The sequence below is a fragment of the Ancylobacter polymorphus genome (assembly GCF_030813495.1).
GTDB classification, from domain to species: Bacteria; Pseudomonadota; Alphaproteobacteria; order Rhizobiales; family Xanthobacteraceae; genus Ancylobacter; species Ancylobacter polymorphus.
On record NZ_JAUSUI010000011.1, the window covers coordinates 80,775 to 98,923 of the forward strand.

General features: G+C 68.6%; 21 protein-coding genes. 14 read left to right on the forward strand and 7 right to left on the reverse strand.

Translation table 11 applies throughout. The features are described from left to right. Nucleotides 1-127 precede the first annotated feature (127 nt). The 9 genes from J2S75_RS20655 to xth all read left to right on the forward strand — a co-directional run bounded on the left by J2S75_RS20655 (nt 128) and on the right by xth (nt 10,175). Nucleotides 128-1,186, forward strand: a complete 1,059-nt coding sequence (locus tag J2S75_RS20655; protein WP_307022838.1) for a sugar phosphate isomerase/epimerase family protein — start codon at nt 128-130, stop codon at nt 1,184-1,186. Next, the gene (locus tag J2S75_RS20660; protein ID WP_307022840.1) at nt 1,183-2,334 is read left to right on the forward strand and encodes a Gfo/Idh/MocA family protein; all 1,152 of its coding nucleotides are present in this window, start codon (nt 1,183-1,185) and stop codon (nt 2,332-2,334) included. Before J2S75_RS20655 ends, J2S75_RS20660 begins: the two co-directional genes overlap by 4 nt. Then, nucleotides 2,331-3,860, forward strand: coding sequence for a sugar ABC transporter ATP-binding protein (locus tag J2S75_RS20665; protein WP_307022842.1), 1,530 nt, complete (start codon nt 2,331-2,333; stop codon nt 3,858-3,860). Before J2S75_RS20660 ends, J2S75_RS20665 begins: the two co-directional genes overlap by 4 nt. Next, on the forward strand, nt 3,853-4,863 hold the full coding sequence (locus tag J2S75_RS20670) for an ABC transporter permease (protein WP_307022844.1): 1,011 nt from the start codon (nt 3,853-3,855) through the stop codon (nt 4,861-4,863). The genes J2S75_RS20665 and J2S75_RS20670 overlap by 8 nt, the downstream gene beginning before the upstream one ends. Before the next feature lie 26 nt (nt 4,864-4,889). Further along, a complete protein-coding gene (locus tag J2S75_RS20675; protein WP_307022846.1) occupies nt 4,890-5,855 on the forward strand; it encodes an ABC transporter substrate-binding protein in 966 nt (321 codons plus the stop codon). Nucleotides 5,856-5,918: 63 nt separating this feature from the next. Beyond that, nucleotides 5,919-6,479, forward strand: a complete 561-nt coding sequence (locus tag J2S75_RS20680) for a DNA-3-methyladenine glycosylase (protein ID WP_307022848.1) — start codon at nt 5,919-5,921, stop codon at nt 6,477-6,479. Between the two features lie 131 nt (nt 6,480-6,610). After that, nucleotides 6,611-8,722, forward strand: coding sequence for a catalase (katE, locus tag J2S75_RS20685; protein ID WP_307022850.1), 2,112 nt, complete (start codon nt 6,611-6,613; stop codon nt 8,720-8,722). A gap of 12 nt (nt 8,723-8,734) precedes the next feature. Continuing rightward, on the forward strand, nt 8,735-9,343 hold the full coding sequence (locus tag J2S75_RS20690; RefSeq protein ID WP_307022852.1) for a cysteine hydrolase family protein: 609 nt from the start codon (nt 8,735-8,737) through the stop codon (nt 9,341-9,343). Between the two features lie 25 nt (nt 9,344-9,368). Further along, a complete protein-coding gene (gene xth / locus J2S75_RS20695; protein ID WP_307022854.1) occupies nt 9,369-10,175 on the forward strand; it encodes an exodeoxyribonuclease III in 807 nt (268 codons plus the stop codon). A gap of 6 nt (nt 10,176-10,181) precedes the next feature. Here the strand turns inward: xth and J2S75_RS20700 are convergent, their stop codons facing one another. From J2S75_RS20700 to J2S75_RS20720, 5 genes are read right to left on the reverse strand one after another with little or no spacing between them, the layout of a single operon-like run. Then, nucleotides 10,182-11,435 carry an RNA polymerase sigma factor gene (locus tag J2S75_RS20700; RefSeq protein ID WP_307022856.1) on the reverse strand — a complete coding sequence of 418 codons (1,254 nt, stop codon included), beginning with the start codon at nt 11,433-11,435 and terminating at the stop codon, nt 10,182-10,184. Next, nucleotides 11,432-11,803 carry a YciI family protein gene (locus tag J2S75_RS20705; RefSeq protein WP_307022858.1) on the reverse strand — a complete coding sequence of 124 codons (372 nt, stop codon included), beginning with the start codon at nt 11,801-11,803 and terminating at the stop codon, nt 11,432-11,434. The genes J2S75_RS20700 and J2S75_RS20705 overlap by 4 nt, the downstream gene beginning before the upstream one ends. 25 nt (nt 11,804-11,828) lie before the next feature. Beyond that, nucleotides 11,829-12,125 carry a ubiquitin family protein gene (locus J2S75_RS20710; protein WP_307022860.1) on the reverse strand — a complete coding sequence of 99 codons (297 nt, stop codon included), beginning with the start codon at nt 12,123-12,125 and terminating at the stop codon, nt 11,829-11,831. 5 nt (nt 12,126-12,130) lie between these two features. Then, nucleotides 12,131-13,216, reverse strand: coding sequence for a WD40/YVTN/BNR-like repeat-containing protein (locus J2S75_RS20715; protein WP_307022862.1), 1,086 nt, complete (start codon nt 13,214-13,216; stop codon nt 12,131-12,133). An 11-nt stretch (nt 13,217-13,227) separates the two neighbouring features. Then, on the reverse strand, nt 13,228-13,644 hold the full coding sequence (locus tag J2S75_RS20720; RefSeq protein WP_307022864.1) for a VOC family protein: 417 nt from the start codon (nt 13,642-13,644) through the stop codon (nt 13,228-13,230). A gap of 153 nt (nt 13,645-13,797) precedes the next feature. On the opposite strand from J2S75_RS20720, the gene J2S75_RS20725 reads away from it, so the two are divergent. Beyond that, complete coding sequence (locus J2S75_RS20725) at nt 13,798-14,241, forward strand: SRPBCC family protein (protein WP_307022866.1); 444 nt, start codon at nt 13,798-13,800, stop codon at nt 14,239-14,241. A gap of 7 nt (nt 14,242-14,248) precedes the next feature. Here J2S75_RS20725 and J2S75_RS20730 read toward each other — a convergent pair whose 3' ends face one another. Then, complete coding sequence (locus tag J2S75_RS20730; RefSeq protein WP_307022868.1) at nt 14,249-14,887, reverse strand: NrsF family protein; 639 nt, start codon at nt 14,885-14,887, stop codon at nt 14,249-14,251. A 1-nt stretch (nt 14,888) separates the two neighbouring features. Continuing rightward, nucleotides 14,889-15,425, reverse strand: coding sequence for a sigma-70 family RNA polymerase sigma factor (locus tag J2S75_RS20735; protein WP_307022870.1), 537 nt, complete (start codon nt 15,423-15,425; stop codon nt 14,889-14,891). Between the two features lie 183 nt (nt 15,426-15,608). On the opposite strand from J2S75_RS20735, the gene J2S75_RS20740 reads away from it, so the two are divergent. The 4 genes from J2S75_RS20740 to J2S75_RS20755 all read left to right on the forward strand — a co-directional run bounded on the left by J2S75_RS20740 (nt 15,609) and on the right by J2S75_RS20755 (nt 18,148). Beyond that, a complete protein-coding gene (locus J2S75_RS20740) occupies nt 15,609-15,896 on the forward strand; it encodes a BufA1 family periplasmic bufferin-type metallophore (RefSeq protein WP_244450065.1) in 288 nt (95 codons plus the stop codon). 81 nt (nt 15,897-15,977) lie between these two features. Further along, complete coding sequence (bufB, locus tag J2S75_RS20745; RefSeq protein ID WP_307022872.1) at nt 15,978-16,853, forward strand: MNIO family bufferin maturase; 876 nt, start codon at nt 15,978-15,980, stop codon at nt 16,851-16,853. A gap of 3 nt (nt 16,854-16,856) precedes the next feature. After that, on the forward strand, nt 16,857-17,627 hold the full coding sequence (locus tag J2S75_RS20750) for an HvfC/BufC N-terminal domain-containing protein (protein WP_307022874.1): 771 nt from the start codon (nt 16,857-16,859) through the stop codon (nt 17,625-17,627). Then, nucleotides 17,624-18,148: a DoxX family protein gene (locus J2S75_RS20755; protein WP_307022876.1), complete on the forward strand. Its 525-nt coding sequence runs from the start codon at nt 17,624-17,626 to the stop codon at nt 18,146-18,148. The genes J2S75_RS20750 and J2S75_RS20755 overlap by 4 nt, the downstream gene beginning before the upstream one ends. Nucleotide 18,149 lies beyond the last annotated feature (1 nt).

The following is an 18,149-nucleotide window of genomic DNA, read 5'->3' on the forward strand; positions in this document are numbered from 1 at the left end:
CGCCTCGCGATGCCGTTACGGAAACCTCCACCCGACCCCCTTGCAATCGATTACAGGGCTCCGCTAGGCTGAATGCAACCGATTACAAAAACCTAGGGTTGGCCGGCACGCCGGTCGGGAGGAAACCATGCGGACCATCAAGGGACCGGGCCTGTTTCTGGCCCAGTTCATCGGCACAGACGCGCCCTTCGACAGCTGGCACAACATCACGCGCTGGGCCGCCGATTGCGGCTATGCCGGCGTGCAGGTGCCGACCAACGACCCGCGCATCCTCGATCTCGACCAGGCGGCCGCCTCGCGCGACTGGTGTTCGGAATGGGCCGGAAAAGGCTCGCAGAACGGCGTCGTCGTCACCGAGCTGTCCACCCATCTGCAGGGCCAGCTCGTCGCGGTGCATCCCGCCTATGACGCGATGTTCGACGGTTTCGCCGCCCCCGCCGTGCGCGGCAACCCGAAGGCGCGGCAGGAATGGGCGATGGATCAGATGCGGAAGGCGCTCACTGCCTCCAAGCATCTCGGTCTCACCGCGATGGTGACCTTCTCCGGCGCACTCGCCTGGCCCTATGTCTACCCTTGGCCGCAGCGCCCCGCCGGGCTGGTCGAGGAAGCCTTCGACGAACTGGCCCGCCGCTGGCGCCCGCTGCTCGACTATGCGGATGAGTGCGGCGTCGATCTCTGCTTCGAGATCCATCCCGGCGAGGATCTGCACGACGGCGATACGTTCGAGATGTTCCTGGAGCGGGTGGACAACCACCCCCGCGCCAAGATGCTCTACGACCCCTCGCACTATGTGCTGCAGCAGCTCGATTATCTCGACCATCTCGACATCTATGCCGAGCGCATCGGCATGTTCCATGTGAAGGATGCCGAGTTCAACCCCACCGGGCGCAAGGGCGTGTATGGCGGCTACCAGCCCTGGCTGAAGCGCGCCGGGCGCTTCCGCAGCCCCGGCGACGGGCAGGTGGACTTCGGCGCCATCTTCTCGAAATTCGCGGCGATGGATTTCGACGGCTGGGCGGTGGTGGAATGGGAATGCTGCCTCAAGCACCCCGAGGACGGGGCGCGCGAGGGGGCCCAGTTCGTCAAGAACCACATCATTCGCGTCACCGAGAAGGCGTTCGACGACTTCGCCGCCGGTGCCACGGACCGCGCCGCCAACCGCGCACTGCTGGGGCTGGAGCGATGAGCGCCCCCGTCCCGAACCGACCGCTGCGGCTCGGCATGGTCGGCGGCGGGTCCGGCGCCTTCATCGGCGCCGTGCACCGCATCGCCGCCCGGCTCGACGGCGAATACACCCTCATCGCCGGCGCCCTCTCCTCCACGCCGGAGAAATCGCGCGCCTCGGGCGAAGCGCTCGGGCTTTCGCGTGTCTATGACGACTACCTCGCCATGGCCAAGGCCGAGGCGCGGCGCAAGGACGGCATCGAGGCGGTGGCGATCGTCACGCCGAACCACATGCATGCCGGCCCGGCGATCGAATTCCTCAAGCGCGGCATCCATGTGATCTGCGACAAGCCGCTGACCGCGACCATGGCCGAGGCGAAGAAGCTTGCGGCAGCGGCGGCGAAGGCCGACGCGCTGTTCGTGCTGACCCACAACTACACCGGCTACCCCATGATCCGGCAGGCCCGCGCCATGGTGGCGGCGGGCGAGATCGGCCGCGTCCGGCTGGTGCAGGTGGAATATGTGCAGGACTGGCTGACCGAGGCGGCGGAGAAATCCGGCTCCAAGCAGGCGGAATGGCGCACCGACCCGGAACGCTCCGGCGCGGGCGGGGCGACGGGCGATATCGGCACCCATGCCTATAACCTCGCCTGTTTCGTCTCCGGCCTGACCGCGGAGGCGCTGGCCGCGGACCTCTCCATCTTCGTGCCGGGCCGGGCGCTCGACGACAACGCCCATGTGCTGCTGCGCTTTGAGGGCGGGGCGCGCGGCATGCTCTGGGCGAGCCAGGTGGCGCCGGGCAATGAGAACGGCCTGCGCCTGCGCGTCTATGGCGACAAGGGCGGGCTCGAATGGGCGCAGGAGGACCCGAACTATCTCTGGTTCACCCCCTTCGGCGAGCCGAGGCGTCGCATCACCCGCAACGGCGCGGGGGCGAGGCCGGAGGCGGGACGCATGTCGCGTATTCCGCCCGGCCATCCGGAAGGCTATCTGGAAGGCTTCTCCAATATCTATGCCGAGGCGGCGCGCGCCATCCGCGCCCATCAGGCCGGTGAGAAGGTGCCCGAGGGTGTGCTCTACCCGACCCTGGCGGACGGGCTGGCCGGCATGCGCTTCGTCGAGGCCTGCGTGCAGTCCTCGCGCCGCAATGCCGGCTGGGTGACGCTGTGAGCGCCGCCCCGGAGCGCGCGGCCGCCCCGGTGCTCGAACTCGTCGATGTCCGCAAGAGCTTCGGCCCGATCGAAATCCTGCATGGCATCGACTTCGCCCTCCACGCCGGCGAGGTGCACGCGCTGATCGGCGAGAACGGCGCCGGCAAATCGACGATCATGAAGATTCTCGGCGGCTTCCTCGCGCCCTCCTCCGGCGCGGTGCGGCTGGACGGAGCGCCCGCGCCCTATGCCAGCGGCGCGCAGGCGGAAGCTTCGGGCGTGGTGGTGATCCACCAGGAGTTCAACCTCGCCCCCGACCTCACCGTCACCGAGAACATCTGGCTCGGGCGGGAGAAGGGCGGTTTGTTTCTCGACCACCGCGCCATGCGCGCGGGCACGCAGGCGCTGCTCGACGAACTCGGCAGCACGATCCGCCCGGAGGCGCGCATCCGCGACCTGCCCGTCTCCGACCGGCAGATGGTGGAGATCGCCAAGGCCCTGTCACGCCAGGCGCGGGTGCTGATCATGGACGAGCCCTCCGCCGTGCTGACGCACAGGGAGGTGGAAGTGCTGTTTCGCCAGATCGAGCGGCTGCGGGCGCAGGGCGTGGCACTGCTCTATACCTCGCACCGGCTGGAGGAGATCACCCGCCTCGCCGACCGCGTCACCGTGCTGCGCGACGGGGCGGTGGTGCGGAAGGCCGGGCGCGGCGAACTGACCGAGGACGGCATGGCGACCGCCATGGTCGGGCGCAAGCTGGAGGACATCTATCCGCCCAGGCGCCACCAAGCCGGCACGGTGGCGCTGGAGGTGCGCGGCTTTTCCGTGCCGCCGCTGGTGAAGGACGTTTCCTTCACCCTGCGGCGCGGCGAGGTGCTGGGCATTTCCGGCCTGGTCGGCTCCGGCCGCACCGAACTCGCCGAGGGACTGGTGGGCCTGCGCCCGGCGACGGGCGAGATTTTGCGCCACGGCATACCGGTCGCCATCGGCTCGGTGCGCGACGCTGCCGCCAGCGGCATCGCCTATCTCACCGAGGACCGGAAGGAGCGCGGGCTGCTGCTCGACAAGAGCCTGACCGAGAACCTCACCCTCTCCACCCTCGCCCGCTTCGGCGCGCTGTTCATCGATGGCCGGCGCGAGGAGGCGGCGCTCTCCCGCGCCATCGCCGAATTCGACATCCGCGCCCCGCGCCGCGACATGAAGGTGGGCAATCTCTCCGGCGGCAACCAGCAGAAGCTGCTGCTGGCCAAAACCATGCTGGGCGACCCGGAAGTGGTCATCATCGACGAGCCGACGCGCGGCATCGATGTCGGCACCAAAAGCCAGATCTACGCCTTCATCGACGCGCTGGCCGCCGAGGGGCGCAGCGTCATCGTCATCTCCTCCGACATGCCGGAAATCCTCGGCCTTTCCGACCGGGTGCTGGTGATGCGCCATGGCCGGATCGCCGGCGAGCTGGAAGGCGCGCGGGTGACGGAGACCGATGTGGTGCGCCTTGTCATGGGCACCAATGAACAGCCGACAGGGAGCGCCTCGCATGTCTGACCTCACGCGCTCCGATGCCCCGCGCCCGTCCGTCGCCGCACGTCTACCGGGCCTCTCCGCGCTCGGCCCGCTGCTGGCGCTGATCCTGCTGGTGGCGCTGGGGGCCACTCTCAACGAGAATTTCCTCTCCGCCGGCAACATCACCAATGTGCTGGCCCGCTCCGCCTTCATCGGCATGATCGCGGTGGGCATGACCTTCGTCATCACGTCAGGCGGGCTCGACCTCTCGGTCGGCTCGATGGCGGCGTTCATCGCCGGGGTGATGATCCTTGGCATGAACGCGCTGCTGCCCTCCATGGGCGTCGGCCTGCCTTTGGTGCTGGCCGGCATGGGCATCGCGCTCGGCGTCGGGCTGCTGGCCGGGCTCGGCAACGGGCTCCTGGTGACGAAAGCGCGTATCGAACCCTTCATCGTCACGCTCGGCACCATGGGCATCTTCCGCTCGCTGGTCACGTGGCTCGCCGATGGCGGTACGATCAGCCTGGATTTCGGCGTTCGCCAGTTCTACCGGCCGGTCTATTATTCCGGCCTGTTCGGCATCGCCTGGCCGATCATCGTCTTCGCCATCGTGGCGGTGGCCGGGCAGATCGCCATGCGCCACACGCGCTTCGGCCGCTATTGCGAGGCCATCGGCTCCAACGACAAGGTGGCGCTGTATTCGGCGGTGAATGTCGAGCGCATCCGGCTGATGACCTATGTGCTGCTCGGCCTGCTCGTCGGCCTTGCCACCATCATGTATGTGCCCCGCCTCGGCTCGGCCTCCGGCTCCACCGGCATGCTGTGGGAGTTGGAGGCGATCGCCGCCGTCATCATCGGCGGCACGGCGCTGAAGGGCGGCTATGGCCGCGTCTGGGGCACGGTGATCGGCGTGCTGATCCTCAGCCTGATCGACAACATCCTCATCCTGGCGGACCTCGTCTCCCCGTATCTCAACGGGACGATCCAGGGCGTCATCATCGTGCTCGCGGTGGTTCTCCAGCGCGGCAAATCATCATCCGCCTGAGAGCGGAGACCATGGGAGAAACGACAATGGAACGCAGGACCTTTCTCACCACCGCCGCCATCGGCGCCGCCACCGCCGCGACAGGCGTCTCCGTGCCCGCGCTCGCGCAGGGCAAGAAGGCGGTGATCGGCGTCTCGATCCCCTCCGCCACCCATGGCTTCATGGGCGGGCTGAACTGGCACGCGCAGGAAACCATCAAGCGGCTGAAGACGACCTATCCGAACCTTGAATTCGTGCTCGCCACCGCCGGCGCGGTGGGCAAGCAGGTGAACGACATCGAGGACATGGTAGCGACGCGCAACATCGACGCGCTTGTGGTGCTGCCCTTCGAGTCCGAACCGCTGACCAGCCCGGTCAAGGCGGTGAAGGATGCCGGCAAATGGGTGACGGTGGTCGATCGCGGCCTCTCCCAGCCCGGCATCGAAGACCTCTATGTCGCCGGCGACAACACCGCCTTCGGCCGCGTCTCCGGCGAGTATTTCAAGGCCAATCTCAAGCCCGGCGCCAAGATCGTGGTGCTGCGCGGCATCCCCACCACGCTCGACAATGAACGCGTCGACGCCTTTCAGGCCGCCATTGCCGGCTCCGGCATCGAAATCCTCGACATGCAGCACGGCAATTGGAACCGCGACAAGGCGTTCCAGGTCATGCAGGATTATCTGTCCAAGCACAAGAAGATCGACGCCGTGTGGGCGGCGGACGACGACATGGCCATCGGCGTGATGGAAGCCATCTCCCAGGCCGGGCGGCAGAAGGAGATGTGGATCGTCGGCGGCGCCGGCATGAAGGAGATCATCAAGCGGGTGATGGACAAGGACCCGCAGATCCCGGTCGATGTCTCCTACACCCCGGCGCAGATTTCCACCGCGCTGGAAGTCACCGCGCTACGCTTCGTCTCCAATACGCCGGTCTATGGCCGCTTCATCATCGGCTCGACGCTGATCACGGCGGAGAACGCCGCGCAGTTCTATTTCCCCGACAGCCCGTTCTGACCGGCCGACGGCGGAGGGGGCTGCGCGCCCCCTCCTGCGCGTGGCTCATGATATCCTCGCGCCATGATTCCGTTTGAAGGCGACGCACTCGCCCTCGCCCCTCGACTCATCGGCGTGACGCTGCTGGTCGACGGCGTCGGCGGCATCATCGTCGAGACCGAGGCCTACCGGCGCGACGACCCTGCCTCGCACAGCTTTTCCGGCCCCACGCCGCGCAACGCGGCGATGTTCGGCCCTGCCTTTCGGGCCTATGTCTACCGCTCCTACGGTCTGCACTGGTGCTTCAACATCGTCGCGGAACGCCACGGGGCGGTGCTCATAAGGGCGCTGGCGCCGCTTGTCGGACTGGAGCGCATGGCGGCGCGGCGCGGCGGCCCGGCCTTTCTCTGTGCGGGTCCCGGCCGGCTCACCCAGGCGCTCGCCATCACCGGCGCCCTCGACGGCGCGCCGCTCGACCGCCCGCCCTTTGAATGGCGCGAGCGCGACGGCGTGCCCGATATCGTTGCCGGCCCACGTATCGGCATCACCAAAGCGGTGGAAGCGCCCTGGCGGTTTGGCCTGTGCGGCTCGCCCTTCCTCAGCCGGCGCTTCCCCGGAACCTCCCCCGGATACCCACGGCGGTAGCCGGCGAAGCACAGGCAGCGGCGGACACAAATCCGCGCCGCGAATGCGCGCTCGCCGGCAACGAATGGCTGCCCCTGCGGTTAGTGAGGCGACGCCGGATCACCGGGCACACGCCGAGGGAGCGCAGACACATGGCACGCAAATCCAAGGGGGCCGCCGGTTCGACCGCGCGGATTCACGACCAGACGCTGACGCGCGGCGCGGGCGGCGAGCTGCACCAGTTCGCGGAAGGCGACACCCCTGTATTGACGACCGCTCAAGGCGGCCCGGTGGCGGACGACCAGAACACGCTGAAGGTGGGTGCGCGCGGCCCGGCGCTGATCGAGGACTTCCATTTCCGCGAGAAGATGTTCCATTTCGACCATGAGCGCATTCCCGAGCGCGTGGTGCATGCCCGCGGCTATGGCGCGCATGGCTATTTCGAGACCTATGAATCGCTGGCCGAATACACCCGCGCCGACCTGTTCCAGCGCCCGGGCGAGAAGACGCCCGCCTTTGTCCGCTTCTCCACCGTCGCCGGCTCCAAGGGCTCCTTCGATCTCGCCCGCGACGTGCGCGGCTTCGCGGTGAAGATCTACACGAGGGAAGGCAATTGGGACCTCGTCGGCAACAATATTCCGGTATTCTTCATCCAGGACGCCATCAAGTTTCCCGATGTCATCCACGCGGTGAAGCCGGAACCGGACCGCGCCTTTCCGCAGGCGCAGTCGGCGCATGACAATTTCTGGGACTTCATCTCGCTGACCCCGGAATCCATGCACATGATCATGTGGGTGATGTCCGACCGGGCGATCCCGCGCTCCTTCCGCTTCATGGAAGGTTTCGGCGTCCACACCTTCCGACTGGTGAACGCCAAGGACGAATCCACCTTCGTCAAATTCATCTGGAAGCCCAAGCTCGGGCTGCAATCCGTGGTCTGGAACGAGGCGGTGAAGATCAACGGAGCCGACCCCGATTTCCATCGCCGCGACCTCTGGCAGGCGATCCAGTCCGGCGATTTTCCGGAATGGGAATTGTGCGTGCAGCTGTTCGACCAGGAATTCGCCGACAGCTTCGATTTCGACGTGCTCGATCCCACCAAGCTGATCCCGGAAGAAATCATCAAGCCGATCCCCGTCGGCCGGCTGGTGTTGGACCGCATGCCGGATAATTTCTTCGCCGAGACCGAGCAGGTGGCGTTCATGACGCAGAACGTGCCGCCGGGCATCGATTTCTCCAACGACCCGCTGCTGCAGGGGCGCAACTTCTCCTATCTCGACACCCAGTTGAAGCGGCTCGGCAGCCCGAACTTCACCCATATCCCGGTCAACGCGCCGAAATGCCCCTTCGCGCATTTCCAGCAGGATGGGCATATGGCGATGCGCAACCCGGTGGGGCGCACCAATTACCAGCCCAATTCGCGCGGCGAGGGCCCGCGGCCCGACCCGGTGCGCGGCTTCCGCTCCTTCGCGGAAGTGATCGAGGCGCCCAAGGTGCGGCTGCGGCCGGAGAGCTTCGCCGACCATTACAGCCAGGCCCGTCAGTTCTTCAACAGCCAGACCGCGCCGGAGCAGAAGCACATCGCCATGGCGCTGACTTTCGAGCTTGCCAAGGTGGAAGAGGTGGTCATCCGCGAGCGCATGGTGGCGCATCTGCTCAACATCGACGAGGCGCTGGGCGCGACGGTCGCCGACAAGCTCGGCATCGACACGCTGCCCAAGCCCGCCGATACGGCCGTGACCCCGCGCGACGACCTGCCCGCCTCGCCCGCGCTCAGCATCATCGAGAACGGCCCGAAGAGCTTTAGGGGTCGCAAGGTCGGCGTGCTGGTGAGCAATGGCTGCGACGGCACGCTGCTGACGGCGCTTCAGGCGGCGCTGGCGGCGGAGGGTGCGATGATGGAGCTGGTGGCGCCGAAAGTGGGCGGCGTGGCGACCGCCGACGGCAGCAAGCTGCCCGCCCATCGCATGATCGACGGCGGGCCCTCGGTGCTGTTCGACGCGGTGGCGCTGCTGCTGTCGGAGGAAGGCGCGGAACGGCTCGCCGGCGAGGCGGCGGCGCGCGATTTCGTGGCGGACGCCTTCGCCCATTGCAAGTTCATCGGCTTCACCGCCGCCGCCCTGCCGCTGCTGGCCAAGGCCGGCGTCGCCCCGGATGAAGATGAGGGACTGATTGCGCTGCAGGATGGCGCCTCGGTGGACGCCTTCGTTGAGAGCTGCCGCGCGCTGCGCCTGTGGGCGCGGGAAGCGGCGGTCAAGCTCTGAGCGGGGCCGATCATGGCAGCCCACGGCCTCGTCCACGGTCCGCTCGGCGCGAACTGCCTGCATCTGTGCGTCGACATGCAGCGCCTGTTCGCACCGGGCTCGCCCTGGGCTGTGCCGTGGCTGGAAAAGGTGCTGCCGGCGGTGGAGGCGCTGTGTGCGCACCGTCCCGAACGGACGGTGTTCACGCGCTTCGTGCCGCCGCAGCGGCCGGGCGAGGCCGTCGGCAGCTGGGCGCGCTATTATCAGCGCTGGGAGTGCGTCACCGGCGAGGCATTGGGTCCGGAGGCCGTGCGTCTGGTGCCAATTCTGGAGCGCTTCGTGCCGCCGGCGCAGGTTGTCGACAAGAGCGTCTATTCGCCCTGGACCGAGGGACGGCTCGACGCCTTGCTGGCCCCCGCCGGGGTCGAGGCCCTGGTCATCAGCGGCGGCGAGACGGATGTCTGCGTTCTCGCCACCGCACTCGGCGCCATCGACCGCGGCTTTCGCGTCATCCTGGCCACCGATGCGCTGTGCAGTTCCTCCGATGCCACCCATGACGCGCTGATGGAGCTCTACACCCGCCGCTTCAGCCAGCAGGTGGAAATCGCCCGCACCGAGGAGGTGCTGGCGCACTGGCGCTGAACCGTTTCCGCAACGGACGCCACCGATGAAGATCGCCACCTTCAACGTCAACGGCATCAATGGCCGCCTCCCGGTGCTGCTGCGGTGGCTGGAGGAGGCGCGGCCGGACGTGGTGTGTCTGCAGGAACTTAAAGCTCCCGACGCCCGCTTTCCCGTTCGCGCCATCGAGCAGGCTGGCTATGGCGCCATCTGGTACGGCCAGAAGAGCTGGAACGGCGTCGCCATTCTCGCCCGCGGCCGCGAGCCGATCGAGACGAGACGCGGCCTGCCGGGCGAGGCGGAGGACACGCAGGCGCGCTATATCGAGGCCGCGGTCGAGGGCCTGCTGATCGGTTGCCTCTATCTGCCGAACGGCAACCCGGCGCCGGGACTGAGATACGACTACAAGCGGCGCTGGTTCGCGCGGCTGCTGGCGCATGCAGCGGAATTGCGGGCACTCGACGTGCCTGTCGTGCTCGCCGGCGACTACAATGTGATGCCGACCGAACTCGACGTGCACAAGCCGGAGCGCTGGGTGGATGACGCGCTGTTCCGGCCGGAGGTGCGCGAGGCCTTCCACACCCTCACCGCACAGGGCTGGACCGACGCGCTGCGCGCGCGGCATCCCGGTGAACGCCTCTACACCTTCTGGGATTATCTCCGCCGCGCCTTCGCGCGCGATGCCGGGCTGCGGCTCGACCACCTGCTGCTGAGCCCCACGCTGGCGCCGCGCCTCACCGCCGCCGGGGTCGACCGTGCCGTGCGCGGCTGGGACAAGGCGAGCGACCACGCCCCGGTCTGGATCGAACTCGACCCCGCCCGCCCAGCCTGGCGGCGGAAGCCGAAGGCCTAGCGACCCTCATTTCAGCCCGTCGAGATGGCTGCGTATATGCGCGGCCTCGGCCGGCGTCGTGGCGAGGCTGATGGCGGCCATGAAGCCTTCGCGCGCCTCACCGGTGCGGCCGAGCTGCATCAGCAGCGCGCCGCGCAGGCCGTGATAGTGGAAATAGCCGGAAAGCCGCTCGCCCAAAGGCTCCACCATGGCGAGCGCGGCTTCCGGGCCGCGCAGTTTGGAAATCGCCACCGCACGGTTCAGCGTTACGACGGGCGAGGGGGTCATGATTTCGAGCGTGCCGTAGAGCAGGTCGATCTGCGCCCAGTCGGTCTCTTCCGCGGTGGAGGCGCGCGCGTGCAACGCGGCGATGGCCGCCTGCACCTGATAGGGGCCGGGCCGGCGGTGGCGCATCGCCTTGTCGAGCAATGCCAGCCCCTCAGCGATGAAGGTGCGATTCCACAGGGCGCGATCCTGGTGCTCCAGCAGGATCACCGTGCCGTCAGCGGCGAAGCGGGCCGGGGCGCGGGCGTGCTGCAGCAGCATCAGCGCCGCCAGCCCCATGATTTCGGGTTCGGCCGGAAACAGCCGCAGCAGCAGCCGGGCGAGGCGGATCGCCTCCTCGCACAGCGGCGCGCGTGCCGCCGCCGCGTCGCCAGCCGTGGAATAGCCCTCGTTGAAGACGAGATAGAGCATGGCGGCGACGGCGCCGAGCCGCTCCGCCCGCTCCACCGCGCCGGGCGGCTCGAAGGGCACGCCGCCTTCGCCCGCCTGCGCACGGGCGATGCGCGCCTTGGCGCGGGTGATGCGCTGCTCCATCGCCGTCTCGCTCACCAGGAAGGCGCGGGCGATCTGGCCGATGGAGAGGCCGGAGACGATGCGCAGGGCGAGCGCGATCTGCTGCGTCGCCGGCAGTTCGGGATGGCAGCAGATGAAGAGCAGCCGCAGCACGTCGTCGCGGTAATGCGCGCCATCGATCCGCGCCGCAACCGCCGCCTCGGCGTCCTCCGTATCGGAAAAGGCATCTTCCGGCGGCAGCTCAACCTGCCTCGCCCGGCGCCGCACGCTGTCGAGCGCGACATTGCGGCCGACAAAGATGAGCCAAGCGGCCGGATCGCGCGGCGGGCCGTTCTGCGGCCAGCTCTTCAGCGCCCGGAGGCACGCCTCCTGAAACGCCTCTTCGGCGAGGTCGAGATCGCGGAAATAGCGCAGCAGCGCCGCGACCGCCTGCGGGCGCGCCGCCGTGAGCACCGGGCCGAAGGCGCGCGCCTCCTCGCTCATGGCCGGGCGCCGCCATCCATGAACAGGCCGACCGGGCGAATCTCGTAGGAACCGCCGGGATTGGCCGCGCCGAGTTCGCGGGCGATGCCGAGTGCCTCTTCGAGGTCGGCGCAGTCGAGTATGTAGAAGCCGAGCAATTGCTCCTTGGTCTCGGCGAAGGGCCCGTCGAGCACCAAAGGCGGGTCTTGATCCTTGCGCAGGGTGGTGGCCGCCGTGGTCGGCAGCAGTCGCGCCACCGGGCCGAGCTTGCCGTCCCTGGCGAGCCGTTCCTGCACCACGGCGAGCTTCTGCATCACCGCGTCGTCCTCTTCCCTAGTCCAGGCGCAGACGACGTCTTCCTGGTGGTAACAGAGCAGGGCATAGAACATGAGAGACCTTTCGCGAGAGACAGGATCAGCCACCGCTGATCGCGGTGATGACGAAGACATCGGCGCCGGGGGGGAGCGGGGTGGAAAGCCGCGCCCGCCTTCCGTCGACGAAGATGTTGATGTGGCGCCTTATCGCCGGCGTTTCGTCGCAGATACGCTCGCGCATGCCGGGCCACAGCGCATCCAGCCCGTCCACCAGTTCGGCGACGCTGGCGGCGGGTAGCGCCACCTGCCGCGCGGCGCCGGGAAACAGCACCACGAGATGGGGCGGCAGGCGCACCAGCACCGGCGCCGGCATGTCGGCCGGCCGCTCCCCCGCCATCGGCCTCACCGCTCGATCACCAGCGTTTCGACCGAGGTGATGGTCGGTAGATGCGGGGCGATGCAGTGCCAGCTTTCGCCCTCGTCGGCGCTGGCATAGAGCCCGCCGGCATTGCTGCCGAAATACACCCCGGCAGGTTCCAGCGTGTCGGTGGCCATGGCCTGGCGCAGCACGTTGAAATAGGCGCCGCCCTGCGGCAGGCCCGCGCGCTGCGCCCGCCAGCTGGCGCCGGCATCCCCTGTGCGCCAGACGGCGGCATTGCCCTCCGGCATGAAGCGGCCCTTGATGTCGCCATTCAGCGGGATGAGATAGAGCCCGTCCGGGTCGCGCGGATGCACGGCGGCCGGAAAGCCGAAGGAGGAGGGCAGGCCCTCCTCGATGCTCTCCCAGCTGCGGCCGCCATCGTCGGAGCGGTACATGCCGCAATGGTTCTGCTGGTAGAGCCGCCCGCGCCCGCCCGGCGCCATGACGAGGCAGTGCACGCATTGGCCGAATTCCGGGTAGTTCTGTCCCTCCGGCATGAAGTCGGCGCGGGTGCCGCGGTTGCGGGTCTCCCAGGTGAGGCCGCCATCCTCGCTGGCGAACACGCCGGCGGCGGAAATGCCGACCCAGATCTTGTTCGCATCGGCGGGGTCGAGCACCAGCGAATGCAGGATCAGCCCGGCGCCGCCGGGGTGCCATTCCGGCCGGGTGGGGTGTTTCTGCAACCCATCGAGATGGGTCCAACTGCCCCCGCCATCGGTGCTGCGGAACAGCCCGGCCGGCTCGACGCCGGCATAGAGCGTGCCGTCCGCGGCCACCGCGAGGCTCCAGACGGATTTCACCGGCGCCTGCCCGGCTTCATAGGCGAGGCCCTGGCTCGAATGGGTCCAGCTGGCGCCGAAATCGCTCGATTTCCACACTGCCGGGCCGAACCATTCATTGCCGCCGCCGGCATAGAGCGTGCCGCTGGCGGGATCCGCGACCACGTGGTTGGTCGGCCATGTCTCGCAGAACGGGCCGCGCAACTGCCACGAGCGGCGCGCCGCGTCGCTTTCCGCCAGGAAGGCGCCCTTGCGGGTGCCGACGAGAACGAGAACCTGCTGAGCCATCGCGCCCTCCCTTAATCCGTCGCCACCACAACCAGCCAAGCCACGCCGAAGCGGTCGGTGAGCGTGCCGAAGGCCGGGGCGAAGAAGGTGGGGCCGAGCGGCATCGTCACCTGCCCGCCCTCGGCGAGCGCGGCGAAGCGCTGCTCCGCTTCCTGCGGCGAGCCGACGGAGAGGGCGAGCGAGATGCCGGCGAAGCCCGCATCGCCCGATTGGCAGCCATCAGAGGCCATCAGCTCGGCCTCACCGATACGGAAACTGGAGTGCATCACCTTGTCGTCCCAGCCCTCCGGCACCATGCCGGGCGGCGGCGGCTCGGGTGCCTCGCCAAAGCGCATCAGCGCCGTCACCTCTGCCCCAACGGCGTGCGTGTAGAACGCCAGCGCTTCCTCCGTCCGGCCGTTGAACATCAGATAGGCCTGCACGTTCATTGCGGTTCTCCCTCTGGTCGCCTCGATCCTCCAAGGACGAGAAGCGGGGCGCGGAACCGACAGGGCGTCGAGACTTTTTTCGCGGCCCTGTCGGCAGGGGGCCGGGTCGCACGTCCTTGGGGCATCACCGGCAGATCAGGAGGCTCAAGCGCCATGCCCAGCACGATACGCCTGCACCGTGTCCTCGCAACCCGCCCGGAGAAGGTCTATCGCGCCTTCATCGAGGCGGACGCGCTGGCGAAGTGGATTCCCCCGCACGGCTTTACCTGCACCGTGCACCATCTCGATGCCCGGGTTGGCGGGACATTCCGCATGGCGTTCCGCAACTTCACCACCGGCGCCAGCCATGCCTTCGGCGGAACCTATCTGGAATTGAGCCCCGGCAAGAGTCTGCGCTACACCGACCGCTTCGACGACCCCGCCTTGCCCGGCGAGATCGTGGTGAGCGTGAACTTGCGCGAGGTGTCGCTCGGCACCGAGCTGGAGATCGAGCAGGCCGGCATACCCGACGCCATCCCGCCCGAAGCCTGCACGATCGGCTGGCAGCAATCGCTGGAAAATCTGGCCCGTCTGGTAGAGCCGGAGATCGCCGGCTGAGCGGCGCCTACCAGCGCGCCACGCGCGGGGCGAGGATCGCCCCCGCCACCGCCAGCCCGGCAATGGCAAGACTGTACCAGGTGGCGACGAAGAGCGGGGAATCGTCCGGACAATGCGCGGCGTAGAACGACGCCGCCAGCCCGCCGGCCAGCAGCCCCGCCACCGCGCCCGCGAGCGCCGGCCGCGCGGGGGCGCCATGGCGCAGCACGGCAAGGAAGAGCACGAGCGGCGCCGCGCCGATCAGCGGAATGAAGGTGAGGCAGACCCTCGCATTGATGCCGACAAGCCTTGCCCACCAGTCGGCGGCAGGGACGGCGAGCAGTTCCAGGCCCACGCCGGCGAGCAGCAACGCCGGCCCGGCCAGCAGCCAGCCGAGCGGGGCGTGCGCCTCCGCCCCCGGCCGCACCAGCCGGCGCAGCAGGAGGAAGGCGCTGCCGGCCAGCGCCAGCGTCACCACGAATTTGAACAGGAAGCGCAGCGTTTCCAGCGCCGCCACGGCATCGGGACGCGGGCCCAGAGCGAGCACGAACACCACCCCCGCCGCGACGACGGCCAGGACCAGCGCCACACGCCAGGCGGTGCGCAGCGGCAGGGGCCGGCGGCCCGTATCGGCCGCCATGGCGCGGATGAGGTCTTGCGTATCCATGTCACTCACGTCCAAAGCGCCGCGCGATGGCGGCGAGGCCCCGGTGCAGCGCCACCCGCACCGCGCTTTCCGTCATGTCCAGCGTGCGCGCCGTCTCCTCGACCGAGCGGCCCTCGACCGAAATCGCCGCCACCACCGAGCGCTGCCCCGGGGCGAGCCCTTCCAGCGCCCGGCCGATGTCGCGCGCGCTCACCGTTTCGACCTCCGGCTGGGGAACCGTCTCGGCGATGTCGTCCAATTCGACCTCCACCCGCCGGCCGCGCCGGCGGAAGGCGTCGATCAGCTTGAAGCGGGCAATGGCATAGACCCATGGCAGCACGGGGGCTTCCGGCAGCCATGTATGCCGCTTCAGGTGAATCGCCAGCAGCACCTCCTGCACCACATCCTCCGGGTCCACCCCGCCATGGCTGATCTTGCTGCGCGCATAGGCGCGGACAAGACCGGCGACACGGTCGAGAAACAGCGCATAGCTGCGCGCATCACCGGCGATGGCCGCCCGGAGCAGATCGGCAAGTTCGCGCTCGTTCCGGCCGCTCAACGTCGGCTTCTCCTGTTCGCACGCCCGAGGCGACTTGTTACGGGAGGGCGCAAAGAACGGCCAAGAGCCGCCGCGCACCGATCACGAATTCGTGTCAGGCAGCAGCGTAACACCTTCCCTGCGACGGTCGAATGGACAATCGCACGGCCGAGCTGGGCCGCGCCATGCCACAGGAGATCACCCATGAACCGCTCGACCCTCGCTCTCGCCCTTGCCGGCTCGCTCACCGCGGCTCTTGCCGGCGCCGCCTTTGCCGCGCCGCTGGCGCCGGAAAAGATGGCCGGCAATGAGAAGTGCTACGGCATCGCCCTGAAGGGGCAGAATGACTGCGCCGCCGGCCCCGGCACCAGCTGCGCCGGCACCTCGACCATGGACTATCAGGGCAATGCCTGGAAGGCGGTGCCCAAGGGCACCTGCGTGACCATGAAGGGTGGCAGCCATATGGGCTCGCTGACTCCGATCAAGAGCTGAGCCGGCTCAAGGAGGCCCGTCACCGGGCCTCCTCCCCTTCCGGCCGCCGGATCAAGCTCCTTGTCTGACGCGAGATGTCCCATGCCTCTCACTCCCGACCGCCTGCCGGCCCGTGCCGGGCTCGGCCTCAAGCCCGAGCATTACCGTGATGTGCTGGAAACCCGGCCCGATATCGGCTTCTTCGAAGTCCACGCCGAGAACTACATGGGCGCGGGCGGGCCGCCACACGCCTATCTCGAAGCGGTGGCCGCCCTGTACCCGCTGTCGCTGCACGGTGTCGGCCTGTCCATCGGCGGGGCGGGGCCGCTCGACACCGCGCATCTGCGCCGGCTGCGGGCGCTGATCGACCGTTACCGGCCGCACAGCTTTTCCGAGCATCTCGCCTGGTCGACGCACGACACCGGCTTTCTCAACGACCTCCTGCCCCTGCCCTACACGCCGGAGACGCTGGCGCGGGTGAGCGCGCATGTCGAGGAGACGCAGCAGGCGATCGGGCGGCAGCTGCTGCTGGAGAATCCCTCCACCTATCTCGTCTTCGCCGAGAGCACGATCGATGAGATTGATTTTCTGGAGGCGGTCGCCTCCCGCACCGGCTGCGGCCTGCTGCTCGACGTCAACAATGTGATGGTGTCCTGCGTCAATCACAGGCTGGACCCGCATCTCTACATCGACCGCTTTCCGGTCGGGCGCGTGGGTGAAATCCACCTCGCCGGCTATGACGAGACGACGGACGGCGCCGGCGACCGGCTGCTGATCGACGCCCATGGCTCACCGGTCCGCACCGATGTGATGGCGCTCTACGACCATGCGCTCTCCCGCACCGGCCCGGTACCGACGCTGATCGAATGGGACAATGACGTGCCCGACTTCGCCACCCTGCACGCGGAGGCGATGCGGGTGGAAGCACGGATCGCGGCCGAGGCGGCGCGGCGCGCCCCGCTGCGGCGGACGGGGTGAGCCATGGACAGCGCCACCCGCCAACACGGTTTCGCACAGGCCCTTCTCCATCCCGGCGCCCTGGTGCCGCCCGGCCTCACCGGCGCGCGCGGTACGGCGGATGCCGCCCGCTTCGCCGTCTATCGCAACAATGTCCATGTCGGGCTGACGCGGGCGCTGGCGCAGCGCTTCATTGTTACCGAGCGGCTGGTGGGGGCGGAATTCTTCGCCGGCATGGCCCGCGCCTATGTCGGTGGATGCAAGCCCGCCTCGCCCTTGCTCATGCACTATGGCGATGATTTCCCCGATTTCATAGCCGACTTCGCGCCGGCCGCGACCCTGCCCTATCTCGCCGATGTCGCCCGGCTGGAGGCGGCGTGGACGCGGGCCTATCACGCCGCCGACGCGGCACCGCTGGCGCTCGCGCGGCTCGCCGGCCTGGCGCCGGAAGAGATGGCGGGCCTCACCCTGCGTGCGCACCCTTCCGCGACCTTGCTGCACTCCGCCCATCCCGTCGGCGCGATCTGGGCGGCGCATCAGGGCGCCACAGTCACTCCCGTCGAAAGCTGGAACGCGGAAACGGTGCTGGTGGTGCGGCCGGACATGGCGGTGAGCGTGCATGTCCTGCCGCCCGGCGACGGGCCCTTCGCCGCGCGCCTCTTGGCCGGCCACGCGCTGGGCGAGGCGGCGGAGGCGGCGCTTGCCGTCGACCCCGGCTTTGATTTCGGCACCGCGCTCGTCGGCCTTCTCACACTCAGTGCCTTCTCCGACATGCAACAGGGAGACGTGCCATGACGTTCGACATCCGGGACGCTGCGCGCGGACGGCAGCAGCGTCGGCCTCTTTCGTTCCTAACCCCGATCGCCCGGGCGGAGGCGCTGCTGGCGGCGATCCCGCCGGCTCTGCCGCTGCTCGCGCTGCGCGTCGCGCTGGCGGTGCCGTTCTTCCTGTCGGGCCTCACCAAATGGGACGGCTTTCTCACCCTCTCGGCCGGGGCGCATTTCCTGTTCGAGGAGGAGTTCCGGCTGCACCTTTTCGGCGCCGCCTATCCCTACCCCTTCCCCACGCTGATGGCGGCGGCGGCCGGGACGGGAGAGATCGTGCTGCCGCTACTACTCCTGTTCGGCCTCGCCACCCGCTTTGCCGCGCTCGGCCTGCTGGCCATGACGGCCATCATCCAGCTCACCATTCCCGAGGGCTGGGCGAATTTTCACCTGCCCTGGGCGGCCATGGCTTTCGCGCTGGTGGTGTTCGGCGGCGGCCCGCTGGGGCTGGACGGGCTGTGGCGGCGGCTCTTTCCCGCACCACAGCCCTGAA

Bases quoted from the DNA above. Each gene is read 5' to 3' on its own strand.
- J2S75_RS20655 (WP_307022838.1), top strand. From the start codon at position 128: ATGCGGACCATCAAGGGACCGGGCCTGTTTCTGGCCCAGTTCATCGGC.
- J2S75_RS20660 (WP_307022840.1), top strand. From the start codon at position 1,183: ATGAGCGCCCCCGTCCCGAACCGACCGCTGCGGCTCGGCATGGTCGGC.
- J2S75_RS20670 (WP_307022844.1), top strand. From the start codon at position 3,853: ATGTCTGACCTCACGCGCTCCGATGCCCCGCGCCCGTCCGTCGCCGCA.
- J2S75_RS20675 (WP_307022846.1), top strand. From the start codon at position 4,890: ATGGAACGCAGGACCTTTCTCACCACCGCCGCCATCGGCGCCGCCACC.
- J2S75_RS20680 (WP_307022848.1), top strand. From the start codon at position 5,919: ATGATTCCGTTTGAAGGCGACGCACTCGCCCTCGCCCCTCGACTCATC.
- katE (WP_307022850.1), top strand. From the start codon at position 6,611: ATGGCACGCAAATCCAAGGGGGCCGCCGGTTCGACCGCGCGGATTCAC.
- J2S75_RS20690 (WP_307022852.1), top strand. From the start codon at position 8,735: ATGGCAGCCCACGGCCTCGTCCACGGTCCGCTCGGCGCGAACTGCCTG.
- xth (WP_307022854.1), top strand. From the start codon at position 9,369: ATGAAGATCGCCACCTTCAACGTCAACGGCATCAATGGCCGCCTCCCG.
- J2S75_RS20700 (WP_307022856.1), bottom strand. From the start codon at position 11,435: ATGAGCGAGGAGGCGCGCGCCTTCGGCCCGGTGCTCACGGCGGCGCGC.
- J2S75_RS20705 (WP_307022858.1), bottom strand. From the start codon at position 11,803: ATGTTCTATGCCCTGCTCTGTTACCACCAGGAAGACGTCGTCTGCGCC.
- J2S75_RS20710 (WP_307022860.1), bottom strand. From the start codon at position 12,125: ATGGCGGGGGAGCGGCCGGCCGACATGCCGGCGCCGGTGCTGGTGCGC.
- J2S75_RS20715 (WP_307022862.1), bottom strand. From the start codon at position 13,216: ATGGCTCAGCAGGTTCTCGTTCTCGTCGGCACCCGCAAGGGCGCCTTC.
- J2S75_RS20720 (WP_307022864.1), bottom strand. From the start codon at position 13,644: ATGAACGTGCAGGCCTATCTGATGTTCAACGGCCGGACGGAGGAAGCG.
- J2S75_RS20725 (WP_307022866.1), top strand. From the start codon at position 13,798: ATGCCCAGCACGATACGCCTGCACCGTGTCCTCGCAACCCGCCCGGAG.
- J2S75_RS20730 (WP_307022868.1), bottom strand. From the start codon at position 14,887: ATGGATACGCAAGACCTCATCCGCGCCATGGCGGCCGATACGGGCCGC.
- J2S75_RS20740 (WP_244450065.1), top strand. From the start codon at position 15,609: ATGAACCGCTCGACCCTCGCTCTCGCCCTTGCCGGCTCGCTCACCGCG.
- bufB (WP_307022872.1), top strand. From the start codon at position 15,978: ATGCCTCTCACTCCCGACCGCCTGCCGGCCCGTGCCGGGCTCGGCCTC.
- J2S75_RS20750 (WP_307022874.1), top strand. From the start codon at position 16,857: ATGGACAGCGCCACCCGCCAACACGGTTTCGCACAGGCCCTTCTCCAT.
- J2S75_RS20755 (WP_307022876.1), top strand. From the start codon at position 17,624: ATGACGTTCGACATCCGGGACGCTGCGCGCGGACGGCAGCAGCGTCGG.